The sequence below is a fragment of the Janthinobacterium saanense genome (assembly GCF_014200675.1).
Taxonomy (GTDB): Bacteria; Pseudomonadota; Gammaproteobacteria; order Burkholderiales; family Burkholderiaceae_D; genus Janthinobacterium.
The window spans coordinates 85,149-98,301 of the sequence record NZ_JACHCI010000010.1 but is presented as its reverse complement, the minus strand read 5'-3'; the positions used below and the strand labels follow the sequence as shown (position 1 = coordinate 98,301).

The window sequence follows — 13,153 nt, the reverse complement described above, 5'->3', positions numbered from 1 at the left end:
ACTGGAAAGCAAGATGAGCAAGAAGAAAGTCGTGATCGGTATGTCAGGCGGGGTCGATTCCTCGGTCGCGGCATGGATGCTGAAGGAACAAGGCTATGAAGTCATCGGCCTGTTCATGAAAAACTGGGAAGACGACGACGACAGCGAATACTGCTCGACGCGCCAGGACTGGATCGACGCGGCCAGCGTGGCCGACGTGCTCGGCGTCGATATCGAAGCGGTCAACTTTGCCGCCGAATACAAGGACCGCGTGTTCGCCGACTTCCTGCGCGAATACCAGGCTGGCCGCACGCCGAACCCCGATGTGCTGTGCAACGCCGAAATCAAGTTCAAGGCTTTTCTCGACCACGCCATGACCCTGGGCGCCGACCTGATCGCCACTGGCCACTATGCGCGCGTGCGCCAGTCGCCGACGGACGCGGGCCGCTACGAACTGCTGAAAGCCGTCGACGCCAGCAAGGATCAAAGCTACTTCCTGCACCGTTTGAACCAGGCGCAATTGTCCAAGACCTTGTTCCCGCTTGGTGAAATCCCGAAAACGGAAGTGCGCAAGATCGCCGAGAAACTGGGCCTGCCGAACGCGCAGAAAAAGGATTCGACCGGCATCTGCTTCATCGGCGAGCGCCCTTTCCGTGAATTTTTGAACCGCTACCTGTCGTACAAGCCGGGCCCGATGAAAACATCGGACGGCAAGACCGTGGGCGAACACGTGGGGCTGAGTTTTTATACCCTGGGCCAGCGCAAGGGCATCGGCATCGGCGGCGTGAAGTCCTACCAGAACGCCGACGGCAGCAGCGACGCCTGGTATGTGGCGCGCAAGGATATCGTCAACAACACCCTGTACGTGGTGCAGGGCCATGACCATCCGTGGCTGCTGTCACCCGCACTCAGCGCCGACCAGGCCAGCTGGATCGCAGGCGGCGCGCCGCAGGCGGGCATCCTGTCCGCCAAGACGCGCTACCGCCAGGCCGACGTGGCTTGCCAGCTGCAGCCGGAGGGACTGGAACACTTCAGCCTGGCCTTCGACCAGGCGCAATGGGCCGTCACACCTGGCCAGTCGGCCGTGCTGTATGACGGCGACGTCTGCCTGGGCGGCGGGATTATCGCCAGCTCAACCGGCCTGGCCTGATTCCTGTGATGGCTGTGCTGCCGCCTGTGCGGCGGCCAGCGCCTGCTGCTTGCGCACCATCGCAATGACGGTATTGCGCACGGTTTTCAGGACCGTATCGGCCATGAAGGGCTTGACGATAAAGCCAGACACGCCCATCGCGTGGGCAGCCTGCAGCGAGGCGGCGTCAATGCCGCCCGACACCATGAAAATGAGCGTCTTCGGATACTGCTCGCGGATGGCCTGCACCACATTGCTGCCATCTTCCACCTGTTCGCGCGCGATACAGACGAAGTGCGGGCGATGCTTGACCAGCAGCGCCAGCCCCAGCGCGCTGGTATGCGTCTGGCCGCACACATCGTAGCCGCCATCGATCAGCACCGTATTGAGCAGGCCGCGCGCCACGGCGCTGCTGTCGATCAGGACTGCCTTTAACATCATGATTACTTTCCTTGTTTGCTATTACGGCTTACCGCGCAGCGCTACTTTTCCCAGGCCAGCTTGTTCCAGGTCACGCCTAAAGTGACGTCCGTTTTCAGCGCCACTAACTTTCTTGAAAGATACAGTATTTCGCGCTCATTCCGCAGGCTTTCACCGAGTGCGCCCGGCAAAATGCCTGCGCCAGCCATTACGGCGTCGATATTGCCGTAGGCGCGCAACAGTTTGGCGCCTGTTTTCAAGCCGATCTTGGCCACGCCGGGGATGCTGTCGGTGACGTCGCCCATCAGCGCCAGCAAGTCGGGCAGCAGCTCAGGCGGTACGCCGAATTTTTTCTCTACCCAGGCATGGTCGTGCCAGACACCCTTGAAGTGGTCCCATACCAGCGCGCCATGCGCGATCAAGCCGTGCAAATCCTTGTCGGTGGTGGCGATCACGGCTGCGCCGCGTCCTTGGTGCAGCCAGCGCATGACGGCCGTGCCGATCACGTCGTCGGCCTCGACTTCAGGGATGCTGACCACATGCAGGCCGAAGCTGCTCAGGGTGTCATAAAAGCCGGGCAAGGCGTCGCGCAGCACTTGCGGCATGGGCTGGCGCCCTTCGCGGTAGCCCGCATACAGCGCGTGGCGCCAGGTAGGGCCGCCAAAATCGAAGGCGGGCAGGATATGCGTCGGTTCGTGATCGTTGATGAGGGTACGGAACGACGACAGCGCATGGCGCAGCGCGATCTCCGCCTTCAGGTCGGAATCGGGTTCAGGACTGGCTTCGTAGACGCGGCGTACGATATTCAAGCCGTCGATAGCGAGGAGTCGGGCCATGCGGTAGTGTGATGCTGATTGAATCGTGCATTTTACCGTATGGCCCCACGATAAGGCCCAGGCTATTTGGCAAAGTCATAAGGCCCGCCTCTTTCCAGCGCACGCTGGTAGGCAGGCCGTGCATGGATGCGCTGTAAAAACGCCGTCAGTTTTGGCAGCCGCGCATCGAGTCCCGCGCGCGAGGCGGCCGCTTCCAGCGGAAAGCTCATCTGGATATCGGCGGCGCTAAATTCATTTCCCGCAAACCAGGTGCTGGCATCCAGTTCCGCTTCCATATACGCCAGTTGGCTGCTGATATTGGGCAGGATGAAGCTGCTCTTGACCTTTTGCGCGATGCCGCGCGCGATCGGCTTGATGAAGAAGGGCATGGGCGACGATTCCACCTTGTCGAACACCAGTTTCAGCAGCAGTGGCGGCATGGCCGAGCCTTCCGCGAAATGCAGCCAGTACGTCCAGCGCAGCTTTTCTGGCGTGCCGGCGGGCGGCACCAGCCTACCCTTGCCATAGCGCTCCAGCAGATATTCGATGATGGCGCCCGATTCGGCGATGGTATTGACACCATCGGTGATGACCGGCGACTTGCCCAGCGGGTGCACGGCTTTGAGCGAGGCGGGCGCCAGCATGGTCTTGGGATCGCGCTGATAGCGCTTGATCTCGTATTCCAGGCCCAGCTCTTCCAGCAGCCACAGCACGCGCTGCGAGCGCGAATTGTTCAAATGGTGGACGACGATCATGGCGCAGGCCTCAGGCAAAAGTGGAAAGCCAGTATAGCCGGGACGGCCGGAGCGTGGCGCGGCATAGTGCGCCATGGCCATCGAGACAAAAAGAGAGTTTACAATTGATAACTTTTCAAGTTTGGATTATCTTGTTTGTTTCCAACAAGTAAGGAAACTCTCGTGGATGTCGATGTCAACAACAATACCAGGCGCGAAGCCATCACCTTCAGCGCTACCGGCAGCGAATACTTCCGTATCTGGATCGTCAACCTGTTATTAAGCATCGTCACGCTGGGGATTTATTCCGCCTGGGCCAAGGTGCGCCGCAACCGTTATTTCTATTCCAGCACCCACCTGGCCGGTGGCAGCTTCGAGTACCACGGCAATGCCGTCGCCATCCTCAAGGGCCGCATCACCGCGCTGGTGCTGATCGCCGGCTACAACATCGCCTTCCAGATTTCCCCCTTGATCGGCTTCGTCATGCTGCTGCTGATGATGGCCGTGCTGCCCTGGCTGGTCTGGAAAAGCCTGCAATTCAAGCTGTACAACACCAGCTACCGCGGCATCCGCTTCGGCTTTGGCGGCACGGCCAGGGAGGCCTATAAATACTTCCTGTGGCTGCCCATCCTGAATACCTTCACGGCCGGCTTGCTGACGCCTTTCCTGCACCAGCGCGTAAAACGCTTCCAGCACACGCAAAGCCGTTTCGGCACCAGCCACTTCAGCTTTGACGCCAGCGTCGGCAGCTTCTACAAAACCTATCTGCTGTTCTTTGCACTGCTGCTGGCCGGCTTCATTGTGCTGATCGGCTTTGTGTTTGCCAGCGTGTTTGCCGCTTTCGCCAGCAATGCAGGTGCTGCAGGCAAGGCGGGCAGCATCTTTGGCGCCATCGCCGCCCTGTACGCATGGGCCTTTATCGTGCTGCCGCTGTTCCTGACCATGATCCAGAACCTGATCTGGAACCACACGCGCCTGCAGCAGCACCAGTTCCAGTCGCGCCTGACCTGGGGCCGCAGCACCTTCATCATGCTGACCAACCTGGTGGGCATCGTCATCACCCTGGGCTTGTTTACGCCCTTCGCCCACGTGCGCTGGCTGAAATACCGCCTGGAGGCGACTTCCCTGCTGGCACACGGCAGCCTGGACGACTTTGTCGCCGCCACCGGTGAGCAAGTCAGCGCCACTGGCGAAGGCATGGTCGACCTGCTGGACTTCGACCTGTCGCTGTGACGTCCATGGAGCACGACGCGGGGGCCGTGCCGGCACGTTATTTCGACGGCCAGACCTCGCGCCTGTACCAGGTAACGCTGAGCGTGCGCGATGGCGTGGCGGTGCTGGCGGGCGACATCGAACGCAGTTGTCCGCTGGACGGGCTGCGTGTGTCCGAGCGCAGCAGCCACGCTGTGCGCAAGGTCAGCTTTCCCGATGGCGCCTACCTGGAAATCGCCGACCAGGCAGCTTTCAACCAGCTGCTGCACGACACCGGCCACCGCGATGGCTGGGTGGTGCGGCTGCAGCAAAGCTGGCGCGGCGCCCTGCTGGCCACATTCGCCACCATCGTGGCCCTGTGGCTCAGCTATCTGTATGTGCTGCCGCTGGTGGCCAAGGGGGCAGCGTACGCGGTTCCCCAATCGGTGGAACGGCAACTGGGCCAGGGCGTGCTGGACATGCTGGACCGCCACGTATTCGCCCCCAGCGAACTTGATGCGGCTCGCCAGCAAGCCTTGCGGGCCAGGTTTGCCCGCCTGACCGTGCCAGGCGACGACATGCCGCAGCACCGCATCGTTTTCCGCAAAAGCAGAATCGGCCCGAACGCGTTTGCCCTGCCTTCCGGCGACATCGTGCTGACCGATGAAATGGTGGAACTGATGCCCGATGACGACGCTGTCATGGGCGTGCTGGCGCATGAACTGGGACATTTGCAAAAACGTCATCTGACGCGGCGCATCATCCAGACCTCGGCCGTCGGCGCCGGCGCAGCGCTATTGTTCGGCGACGTGTCGACCGTGGTGGCAGCCCTGCCGCCGCTGCTGCTGGACCTGAAGTATTCGCGCGACGTCGAGCGCGAAGCCGATGACTACGCGATCGCCATGCTGCGCCAGAACGGCATCGCACTGGAACACCTGGCGCAAGTGTTTGTCGCGCTGGGCAAGCTCGGTGATGCGCCGCCCTATCTGTCCAGCCATCCGGCCAGTGCCGAACGCATCGCACGCATACGCGCGGCGCAATAAGCAAGTCCGCCACGGTTGTTTACCAGCTGTGGCGGCAAACATTGCAAATCACCGGTACACTCGGCATTATCAGTCTGACCTTACCGGAGTGCCCATGCAGCTTGTATCATTTCGCTACCTGACCTTTTTTGCGACGGCCGCCATCTTTGTTCTTTCCCTGTTTTTCTACGATCATTACTGGCTGCCGGTACTGGCCGGTGCGCTGACCCTGCTGGGCATCAGCGACATGCTGCAAACCCGCCGCGCGCTGCGCCGCAACTATCCCATCCTCGCCCATTTCCGCTTCCTGTTCGAGAGCATACGCCCCGAAATCCGCCAGTACTTCCTTGAGAGCGACACGGAAGCGACGCCGTTTTCGCGCAGCCAGCGCAGCATCGTCTACCAGCGCGCCAAGGAGCAGACCGACAAGCAGCCTTTCGGCACCCAGCTCAATGTGTACGAGGCCGGCTATGAATGGATCAACCATTCCATCGCCCCGGCCAAGGTGACGGAACATAATTTCCGCATCGAGATCGGCAACCACCCGGACTGCCCGCGCGCGAAACCGTATTCGGCCAGCGTCTTCAATATCTCGGCGATGAGCTTTGGCGCCCTGTCGGCCAATGCCATCCTGGCGCTGAACGGCGGCGCGCGCAGCGGCGGTTTCATGCACGATACGGGCGAAGGCAGCATCAGCCCCTACCACCGCGAAAACGGCGGCGACCTGGTCTGGGAAATCGGTTCCGGCTACTTCGGCTGCCGCAACCAGGACGGCACGTTTTCCGAAGAGCGCTTCATCGCCAACGCCAGCTCGGACCAGGTCAAAATGATCGAACTCAAAATGTCGCAGGGGGCCAAGCCCGGTCATGGCGGCGTGCTGCCAGGGCCGAAGGTGACCATCGAAATCGCCACCACACGCGGCGTGATGGTGGGCGAGGATTGCGTCTCGCCGGCGGCCCACAGCGCGTTTTCCACGCCTTTGGCCATGCTGCATTTTATCGAGCGCCTGCGCAATCTGTCGGGCGGCAAACCGACCGGTTTCAAACTGGCGATCGGCCACCCGTGGGAATTTTTCGGCATCGTCAAAGCCATGCTGGCTACCGGCATCACGCCCGACTTCATCGTCGTCGACGGCAGCGAAGGCGGCACGGGCGCCGCGCCTGTGGAATTTACCGACCATGTGGGCACGCCGCTGCAGGAAGCGCTGGTGCTGGTGCATAACACGCTGGTGGGCGCCAACTTGCGCGACAAGATCAAGATCGGCTGCTCGGGCAAGATCATTACCGCCTTCGACATCGCCCGCCTGCTGGCGCTGGGCGCCGACTGGTGCAATTCGGCGCGCGGCTTCATGTTTGCGCTGGGCTGCATCCAGTCGCAAAGCTGCCACACGGACCGCTGCCCCACGGGCGTGGCCACGCAAGACCCGCAGCGCCAGCGCGCGCTGGTAGTGAACGACAAGATCACGCGCGTCGCCCACTTCCATCAAAACACCATGAAGGCGCTGGCCGAACTGATCGCCGCCGCCGGCCTGCAGCATCCGCAAGACCTGCGCCCGCACCACCTGGTGCGGCGCATCTCGCCCAACCAGGTACGCCTGGTTTCGGCCCTGCTGCCCTTCCTCGAAGCAGGCCAATTGCTCGATCCCAGCCAGCTGCCACAACTGCCGCCCGTGTTTGGCCTGTACTGGCCAAAAGCACAGGCAGAGTCGTTCCAGCAATTAGCCTAAGTATTTCTCTCTGCTGTTGCTGGGCAGCCACGCTGCCCAGCTTGTATTTTCCCGCCCTCGTTCCCTATTTCCCCTCTGGCCTGATGCTGGCTTTGCCCATACGGCGGCCTGTTTTCGCGTGCTTAAAATTAATACCACCTAATAACCACTTGAGTTATTATAGAATCCAATCAAATACCAAATATAGGGTATAACCTGCCACCTTAATACCACTTCCAGGGTAGTGCGGCAGGGGAGACGATCGCTGGGACTACTCTTGCAGGTAAAAAAATGTTCGAAAAAAGAAAGCATTTGCTGTACTTCGCGATGTTTTTCATCTTGTACGAGCTCACCGTCTATCTGTCGAACGACATGATCATGCCGGCCATGCTGCAAGTGGTCAAAGAGTTCAACGCTTCCAACCGCAACATCAGTTTTTCGTTGAGCCTGTACATCCTGGGCGGCAGCATGCTGCAGATCTTCCTCGGTCCCATCGCCGACAAGGTCGGCAAGCGCAAGGTCATGCTGGTCGGTAATGCCCTCTTCCTGCTGGCCACCCTGGCGATTCCTTTTGTCAGCAATATCAACCAGTTCCTGATCGCGCGTTTTTTCCAGGGCATGGGTTCCTGCTTCATCTTCATCGGCTACGCCATGATCCATGAACTGTTCGACGACAGCGACGCTGTCAAGCTGACCGCCATTTTGTCGAACACCACCGTGTTTGCGCCGCTGATCGGCCCCGTGATCGGCAGCGGCATCATCCACGTGCTGCCGTGGCAAGCCATTTTCGGCGTCTCGCTGCTGCTGGGGACCATCGCCTGGATAGGCCTGTACAAGTTCATGCCCACGGGCCTGATCTCGCCAGGAAAATTCGAGCTGGCCAAGGTGCGCGACAGCTATCTGACCATCGTGCGCAACCGTACGTTCATGTTCGGCATCTTCATTGCCGCCATCTCGATCACGCCGCTGACAGCCTGGATAGGCCTGTCGCCCGTGCTGGTCATGGAGCATATGCAAGCGTCCCACACCACCTATATCGTCTACCAGTGCGTGATCTTCACGGGCTTTATCGTCAGCAGCGTGGCGATCCAGCGCCTGGGCAAAAAGCTGCAGCTGGAGAGGCTGATACGCCAGGGCGGCGCGCTGGCCATCATCGGCTTGCTGGGGGCCGGCTTGCTGCGCGACTCCGGCCATTTGTTTATCGCCTGCATGTTCATCTTTTCCGCCGGTTTCGGCCTGTTCAACGGTTCGCTGATACGCCTGTCGCTGATGGCCACCGGTGTCTCGATGAGCCTGACCTCGTCGGCCATGAGCCTCTTGTATTGCGTGTATATCGCGGCCGGCCTGGAACTGTACAACCTGGTGTGCGACCGCTACGGCTATTCGATCTCCACCTACGCGCTGTTCAACGTGCCGCTGGCCGTGTGCATTTATTTAGGCCTGCTGCTGTTCGTGCGCCGGCACGAGGCGCAGCAGACGCGCCTGGCCCATGCCGCTTCCGGAGCCTGACTTTTTTACTGACGCCGACAGAGAGGAGCATGCATGGCGCATTTCGATCTCGAGTACGAAGTATTGATGAAGAACCTGAAGTCCGATTTCCTCGCCTGCAAAAAGTGGGAACTGTATTGCGGCCTGCAGTACGTCAGCCAGAACAATGGCCATGCCTGGCTGCGCACCCTGCAGGAGCGCTACCGCGTCCACCTGGCCCAATTGCAGCAACAGGTGCGCCAGCACTTTCATTTGTTCGACGCCCGGCGCACGTCTTCGTTGCTGGGCATCCCCACGCGGCAGATGGAGGACGGCGAACGCATCATCCACCGCATCTGGATGGGCGGCAGCCTGCCGCCGGTGGCTGCGCAAGCCGTCAATCAATGGCAAGCCGCCATCGATGACGTGATGCCCGCCGAGGATTTCCATTACGGCTTCAAGCTGTGGGTCTGGGATGGCGCGCAACTGCGTGACGACCCGGCTTTTACGCCGGACGACGGTGCGGGAACTGGCGTTGATTATCAACTGGGCCACTATGCAGCGGGCCGCCATGTGCACCGCGTCTGCAACCTGGAAAAGCTGGCCGCGCGCCTGGCGCCGGCGCAGCTGCCCTTGCTGCGCCGCTTGCATGCGCAGCGCTATTTCGTCAACCTGGCCGACTTTTTCCGCCTGCTGATACTGCAGGAATATGGCGGCATTTATATCGACGTCGATACCATGCCCTACAAGTCGGCCACCATCTTTTTGGCCAAGCCGGAGGTGCCTGACTACACGCATTTCCGGCGCGATGTGCGCACTGGCAAGCTGCGGCGCTGCGTGGTCAGCTGGATGAATCTGATCAACGATGAAAACGGCGTGCTGGTGGCCAAGAAGAAAGACCCCTCCGTGCGGGCCATCGTGCGCCAGATGTGCAGCAAGCTGCTGGCCATGCCATCGGACGTGCCCGACAAGCGCCTGCAGCCGCAGCCGGCGCGCCGCTACGCCACGGCCCTGCATGACGCCACCTACGGCGTCTGGAAGGAAAGCCTGGGAGAGAGTCTGATTAGCTACGACGCCATCGCCCAGGCCCATTCCGTGCTGCACGAGCCGCACACCGAAACCATGATCAGCGGCGTGCATGGCATGCGCCTGGTGGTCGACGCTTTCACCAATGCACCCGTGCCGCTGGACCCGGACGAGCGGCGCAGCTATGAAACCTGCATCGCTGCGCTGGAAGCGCGCGGCTGGCAGCTCGACGATGCGATGGAACTGGAACGGCTGGTGCAGATCTGCCGCAGCGAGGAAGTGCCGCGCATGGCTTATGCGCCGCAGCTGCGCGCGGAACCGGCCAGCTGCCACTACTATTCCTTCCTGTCCGACGATGAAAAGCTGGACCGCGTGAACGCCCTGTTTGGCGCTTACCTGATCAGCAAGAATGCCGAGCATATCGAACGTGGCAATTTCTGGCGCAAGACACGCGGCCAAGCGCCCACAGAGCTAACGAGGCAACAGTGACAACGCCAATCCACTTTATCCCCGGCAGCGCCACCAGCGCGGCGCAACGCACGCGCATGGCGGCCCTGCTATTTGCCACCAGCTACCTGGAGTACTGCTCGTACGCCAACAAGCTGGGACTGCCGCTGGTGGCCCTGCAGCAGCGCCAGAACATCGATCCCTACCTGGGCCATATCGAAGCCATGATCGATGGACAGGAGCGCTTCACGGGCTTTTATAACGCAGCCACCATCGCCGACTACGCCGCGCTGCCGGCCGTCTCGCATTACCGCGATGAGATGCGCGCCATGGACGCCGGGTACGAAGCCTTTATCGACGCCCATGCCCGCCCCGACGACCTGTTCGTGGCCAGCCTGGCCATCGAGGAAGGGTATCGGGGCCAGGGCCTGTTCCATGCCCTGTTGACCCGCCTGCGCGCGCTGGCGCAGGAAAAAAACAGCCGGCGCATCGTGCTGGCCGTGTGGGAGCAGGGCGACGCCCTGGCCATCTATCTGAAACAGGGTTTCGTGGCATTGGGCCGCTACGACGACGCCTATGCCGTATTTTTCGACCGCCTGCATTTTCTCGCCTATGACCTGACATCACCGAGGAGCGTGACATGAAAACTATCGACAGCATCGACAAGAACAGCATCGCCACGCGCAACCTGTCGACGGTGGCCAAACAGGCGTTTCGCCTGAATACGCGTGCAGATGGTGCCCCCCTGCGCGTGCTGTCCGAAGCCGACTGGGCCTTCTGGCGCCACAATGGTTATGTGGTCATCAGGCAGGCGGCGGAACTGGACAAGGTCGCGCGCCTGGAGCAATTGATGTGGGAATTCGAGGAGCTCGATCCGGCCGATCCATCGACCTGGTATCCGCCTGCCAAATCGCTGTTGAAAAAAAATGAGCTCAGTTTCAACGCCGGCATGATAGAGCTGTACCACCACCAGTATCTGTGGGACACGCGCCAGACGCAGCGCATCCACGATGCCTTTGCCGACGTGTGGGGCACGCACAAGCTGTGGGTCTCGATCGACCGCATGAATTTCAACCTGCCGCCGGAACCGGGCTTTGAATTCAAGAGCTTCATGCACTGGGATTACGATCCCGATACGGACCCGCAAAATGTGCAGGGCGTGCTGTCCATCAGCGACCAGACGGATGAGGAAGTGGGCGGTTTCATCTGCATCCCTGAACTGTTCCGCAACTACGAGACATGGCGGCGCGAGCAGCCGGCAAACTGGGACTGGTACCGGCCCGACGTGGCAAAGCTGGAAAAAGTCCGCGTGCCGCTGCAGAAAGGCGATTTGCTGATCTTCAATAGCAAGCTATGCCACGGCATACGGCAAAATACATCGAAGGACAAGGTCAGGCTGGCACAATACATTTCCATGATGCCCGCGCAGCCCGACAACACGGCCCTGCGCGACTGGCGCATCCGCGCGTGGCGCGAGCGGCTGGCGCCCGAAGGCTACAGCCTGCACGGCGATCCCCGCCAGTGGGAGCAAAAAAAGTATCATATGGCGCAATTGAGTGCGCTGGGCGAGCAATTGCTGGGCCTGCGCGACTGGCAAGACTGACATAGCATCACATTCATCATCGGCAGCATAAAACACAGACGGAGGAGCAGTAATGGAGCAGGGGTTGCGGGAAAAAGTAGGACAGTTATTCATGGTGGGCTTCGATGCCTTGCAGGCGAACGACCATATCAAGGCCTTGATACGGCAGAAAAAAGTGGGCGGCGTGATCCTGTTCCGCCGCAATGTGCACACGCCGGCGCAAGTATCCGCGCTGTGCCGCGAACTGCAGGAAATCAATGCGGAAGTGTCCGACACGCCGCTGCTCATTTCCATCGACCAGGAAGGCGGCATGGTGATGCGCATCGAGCAGGGCGTCACGCCGATTCCGGCCGCGATGGCCTTCCAGGCTGCCGGTTCGGTCGCAGACTGTGAACGCATGAACCGTGTCAGCGGCGACGAGATGCGCCAGATCGGCATCAACATGCTGCTCGCGCCCGTGCTCGACGTGAACAACAACCGCCTCAATCCCGTGATCGGCGTACGCGCCTACGGTGAAGACGCCGACACCGTCATCGAATACGGCACGGCCGCCATGCGTGGCCAGCGCGCCAGCGGCATAGCCGTCACCGCCAAACACTTCCCTGGCCACGGCGACACGGCCGTCGATACGCACTACGCGATGGCATTGGTGCCGCACGATAAAGCGCGTTTGCACGCGGTGGAACTGGCGCCATTCCGGGCGGCGATTGCCGGCGGGGTCGATGCCATCATGACGGCGCACGTGGTTTTCCCCGCCTTCGAAGCCGACACCAGCGTGCCGGCCACCCTGTCGAAAGCCGTGCTGACCGACTTGCTGCGCGGTGAAATGGGCTACCAGGGCGTGGTGATCTCGGACTGCCTGGAAATGGCCGCCATCTCGGAAGGCATCGGCATCCCCAAGGGCGCGATTGCCACCTTGCAGGCAGGCGCCGACATCGTGCTCATCTCGCACCGTGAAGAACAGCAGCACGCCGCCATCGAGGCCGTGCTGCAAGCGGTGGAAAAGGGCGAGATCGAGATCGCCCGCATCGATGAAGCACTGGCGCGCGTGGCTGAACTCAAACGCGTGCAGGCCGTGCACGGCTGGCGCGAACGCCCGGTGGCGCCGCCTGCGCTGATGCAGCCAGAAGCCATGGCCCTGTCGCACCAGCTGCAAAAAGCCGCGCTGCGCGTGGCAGGCCAATTCCGCGCACTCGACGCCAGCAAGCCCGTTACCCTGATCACGGTGGAAGTGCGTTCGCGCAGCGAAATCGACGAAGTGGCGCTGGGCCGCAACAAGGAAGCGCGCAGCTCCATGCTGCCGGCGCTGCTGGAAGCGGGACTGGACGTGCGCGAATATGCGCTGTCGGCCGAAGCGCTGGACGATGAAGTCGACGCCGCCATCGCCTTCGCGCAAGGTGCGCAGCAAATCGTGCTGCAGACGTATAACGCCATGTTCGTCGACGGCCAGCGCCGTCTGGTGGCAGCCCTGCCGCAAGACACACTGTGGCTGGTGGCAGGCCGCCTGCCTTACGACCTGGACCTGGCGCCAGATGCGCAAGGCCGTCTGGCCTCGTTCGGCTGCCGTCCGGCCGCGCTGGCGCCAGTGGTCGAGAAGCTGGCTGGCAAGGCATAAACCCGTCCTGCCTGCAGACGT

General features: G+C 61.3%; 12 protein-coding genes. 9 read left to right on the top strand and 3 right to left on the bottom strand.

The genetic code is table 11. The features are described from left to right. Nucleotides 1-13: 13 nt before the first annotated feature. On the top strand, nt 14-1,129 hold the full coding sequence (mnmA, locus tag HDE72_RS15075; protein WP_183742298.1) for a tRNA 2-thiouridine(34) synthase MnmA: 1,116 nt from the start codon (nt 14-16) through the stop codon (nt 1,127-1,129). Here the strand turns inward: mnmA and HDE72_RS15070 are convergent. From HDE72_RS15070 to HDE72_RS15060, 3 genes are all read right to left on the bottom strand, one after another. Then, nucleotides 1,112-1,546, bottom strand: coding sequence for a response regulator (locus tag HDE72_RS15070; RefSeq protein ID WP_183742443.1), 435 nt, complete (start codon nt 1,544-1,546; stop codon nt 1,112-1,114). The genes mnmA and HDE72_RS15070 overlap by 18 nt on opposite strands. Before the next feature lie 44 nt (nt 1,547-1,590). Beyond that, nucleotides 1,591-2,364 (bottom strand): 5'-3' exonuclease, encoded by a 774-nt coding sequence (locus HDE72_RS15065; protein ID WP_183742296.1) that lies wholly within the window; start codon nt 2,362-2,364, stop codon nt 1,591-1,593. Nucleotides 2,365-2,426: 62 nt separating this feature from the next. Further along, complete coding sequence (locus tag HDE72_RS15060; RefSeq protein ID WP_183742294.1) at nt 2,427-3,098, bottom strand: glutathione S-transferase; 672 nt, start codon at nt 3,096-3,098, stop codon at nt 2,427-2,429. Between the two features lie 162 nt (nt 3,099-3,260). Between HDE72_RS15060 and HDE72_RS15055 the strand changes: the two genes are divergently transcribed. The 8 genes from HDE72_RS15055 to nagZ all read left to right on the top strand — a co-directional run bounded on the left by HDE72_RS15055 (nt 3,261) and on the right by nagZ (nt 13,132). Then, the gene (locus tag HDE72_RS15055; protein WP_311735242.1) at nt 3,261-4,310 is read left to right on the top strand and encodes a YjgN family protein; all 1,050 of its coding nucleotides are present in this window, start codon (nt 3,261-3,263) and stop codon (nt 4,308-4,310) included. Nucleotides 4,311-4,315: 5 nt separating this feature from the next. After that, nucleotides 4,316-5,311, top strand: coding sequence for a M48 family metallopeptidase (locus HDE72_RS15050; protein ID WP_183742290.1), 996 nt, complete (start codon nt 4,316-4,318; stop codon nt 5,309-5,311). Between the two features lie 94 nt (nt 5,312-5,405). Next, nucleotides 5,406-7,016 carry an FMN-binding glutamate synthase family protein gene (locus tag HDE72_RS15045; protein ID WP_183742288.1) on the top strand — a complete coding sequence of 537 codons (1,611 nt, stop codon included), beginning with the start codon at nt 5,406-5,408 and terminating at the stop codon, nt 7,014-7,016. Nucleotides 7,017-7,286: 270 nt separating this feature from the next. Then, nucleotides 7,287-8,504 (top strand): MFS transporter, encoded by a 1,218-nt coding sequence (locus HDE72_RS15040; RefSeq protein WP_183742286.1) that lies wholly within the window; start codon nt 7,287-7,289, stop codon nt 8,502-8,504. A gap of 33 nt (nt 8,505-8,537) precedes the next feature. Further along, nucleotides 8,538-9,977 carry a glycosyltransferase gene (locus HDE72_RS15035; RefSeq protein ID WP_183742284.1) on the top strand — a complete coding sequence of 480 codons (1,440 nt, stop codon included), beginning with the start codon at nt 8,538-8,540 and terminating at the stop codon, nt 9,975-9,977. Next, nucleotides 9,974-10,579 (top strand): GNAT family N-acetyltransferase, encoded by a 606-nt coding sequence (locus HDE72_RS27980; protein WP_183742282.1) that lies wholly within the window; start codon nt 9,974-9,976, stop codon nt 10,577-10,579. The genes HDE72_RS15035 and HDE72_RS27980 overlap by 4 nt, the downstream gene beginning before the upstream one ends. Next, a complete protein-coding gene (locus HDE72_RS15025; protein ID WP_183742280.1) occupies nt 10,576-11,538 on the top strand; it encodes a phytanoyl-CoA dioxygenase family protein in 963 nt (320 codons plus the stop codon). Before HDE72_RS27980 ends, HDE72_RS15025 begins: the two co-directional genes overlap by 4 nt. A 52-nt stretch (nt 11,539-11,590) precedes the next feature. Beyond that, nucleotides 11,591-13,132 (top strand): beta-N-acetylhexosaminidase, encoded by a 1,542-nt coding sequence (gene nagZ, locus HDE72_RS15020; protein WP_183742278.1) that lies wholly within the window; start codon nt 11,591-11,593, stop codon nt 13,130-13,132. Nucleotides 13,133-13,153 lie beyond the last annotated feature (21 nt).

What these genes read in the sequence shown, in the direction of transcription:
- mnmA (WP_183742298.1), top strand. Translation starts at nt 14, where the DNA reads ATGAGCAAGAAGAAAGTCGTGATCGGTATGTCAGGCGGGGTCGATTCC.
- HDE72_RS15070 (WP_183742443.1), bottom strand. Translation starts at nt 1,546, where the DNA reads ATGTTAAAGGCAGTCCTGATCGACAGCAGCGCCGTGGCGCGCGGCCTG.
- HDE72_RS15065 (WP_183742296.1), bottom strand. Translation starts at nt 2,364, where the DNA reads ATGGCCCGACTCCTCGCTATCGACGGCTTGAATATCGTACGCCGCGTC.
- HDE72_RS15060 (WP_183742294.1), bottom strand. Translation starts at nt 3,098, where the DNA reads ATGATCGTCGTCCACCATTTGAACAATTCGCGCTCGCAGCGCGTGCTG.
- HDE72_RS15050 (WP_183742290.1), top strand. Translation starts at nt 4,316, where the DNA reads ATGGAGCACGACGCGGGGGCCGTGCCGGCACGTTATTTCGACGGCCAG.
- HDE72_RS15045 (WP_183742288.1), top strand. Translation starts at nt 5,406, where the DNA reads ATGCAGCTTGTATCATTTCGCTACCTGACCTTTTTTGCGACGGCCGCC.
- HDE72_RS15040 (WP_183742286.1), top strand. Translation starts at nt 7,287, where the DNA reads ATGTTCGAAAAAAGAAAGCATTTGCTGTACTTCGCGATGTTTTTCATC.
- HDE72_RS15035 (WP_183742284.1), top strand. Translation starts at nt 8,538, where the DNA reads ATGGCGCATTTCGATCTCGAGTACGAAGTATTGATGAAGAACCTGAAG.
- HDE72_RS15025 (WP_183742280.1), top strand. Translation starts at nt 10,576, where the DNA reads ATGAAAACTATCGACAGCATCGACAAGAACAGCATCGCCACGCGCAAC.
- nagZ (WP_183742278.1), top strand. Translation starts at nt 11,591, where the DNA reads ATGGAGCAGGGGTTGCGGGAAAAAGTAGGACAGTTATTCATGGTGGGC.